The sequence below is a fragment of the Barnesiella sp. An55 genome, assembly GCF_002161555.1.
Classification (GTDB): domain Bacteria; phylum Bacteroidota; class Bacteroidia; order Bacteroidales; family Barnesiellaceae; genus Barnesiella; species Barnesiella merdipullorum.
The window spans coordinates 1-1,033 of record NZ_NFHZ01000043.1; the positions used below are offsets into that span (position 1 = coordinate 1).

Here is a 1,033-nt window from a genome sequence, read left to right on the forward strand (position 1 = left end):
AAACCTCAGTAAAGCATTGATTTTAATATCTTTGTGAAGATTATTATAAATATGGCACAAAAAATGCTTTTTCTGTGGGTCTTCACATGTGGTCAAGAATGGACAAAGGAAGCAAGTACAGCAGTATAAATGTAGGGATTGTGGGCGTCAATTCCTGGGAAGGAAACGCCGTAATAAACAGCAGATTATCACAGATTACATAGAGGGCAAACAAACTCGGAAACAGCTCGCTGAGAAATATGGCGTATCTATTAGAACAATTGAGCGAGATTTAGAAGGAATGCGTTATGTACAGAAGGTATCGAAAGACAAGGAAGTTGTCATTCAAATGGATACTACTTACTGGGGACGCAATTTTGGACTAATGGTCATTAAGGATGCGTATAGGAACAAGATACTATGGCGCAAATACGTCAGATATGAAACGATAGCCGATTATGTAGAGGGCGTTTGTTGGCTTAGAGAACATCATTTTACGATATATGGTATAGTCATAGATGGCCTGCGAGGTTTGGCTGAAGCGCTGAGAATATATCCCATTCAGCATTGTCAATTCCATCAGATGATGACGATAAGACGTTATCTTACAGGTAATCCGGATATAGAAGCGTCCAAGGAATTACTGTCTCTAGTGAATAACATGACAAAAATGAATAAAGAGAGTTTTATTGAAGCTTTTGATCGATGGTATTTTACCTATAAAGAAGTCTTGAATGAAAGAGTCCACGACGGACGAATAAAAACACCTCCATATATGAGACCTAAACTTAGGTGTGCTTATTTCAGCATCAAAAGAAATATGAAGCGATTATGGACTTTCTATGACTATACGGACCGAATTATACCGAATACGAACAATGGATTGGAAAGCATTTTTGCCGATATAAAGTCAAAAGTAAGAGTCCATAGCGGACTTACCAAGGCTCATAGAATGAAACTTATTGACGAATATATATCAAGACATTATTGAGGATTATCCTGAATTTTGTCGACTAGGAAGTTTTTCAACTGGTTTCATCCTGAATTTTGTCGA

General features: G+C 37.4%; 1 protein-coding gene. It reads left to right on the top strand.

Features of this window, described 5'->3' with window-relative positions; all coding sequences use genetic code 11:
* The first annotated feature begins 88 nt into the window (after positions 1 to 88).
* Positions 89 to 970 carry a hypothetical protein gene (locus tag B5G10_RS12470; protein WP_087425046.1) on the top strand — a complete coding sequence of 294 codons (882 nt, stop codon included), beginning with the start codon at positions 89 to 91 and terminating at the stop codon, positions 968 to 970.
* Positions 971 to 1,033: the final 63 nt, after the last annotated feature.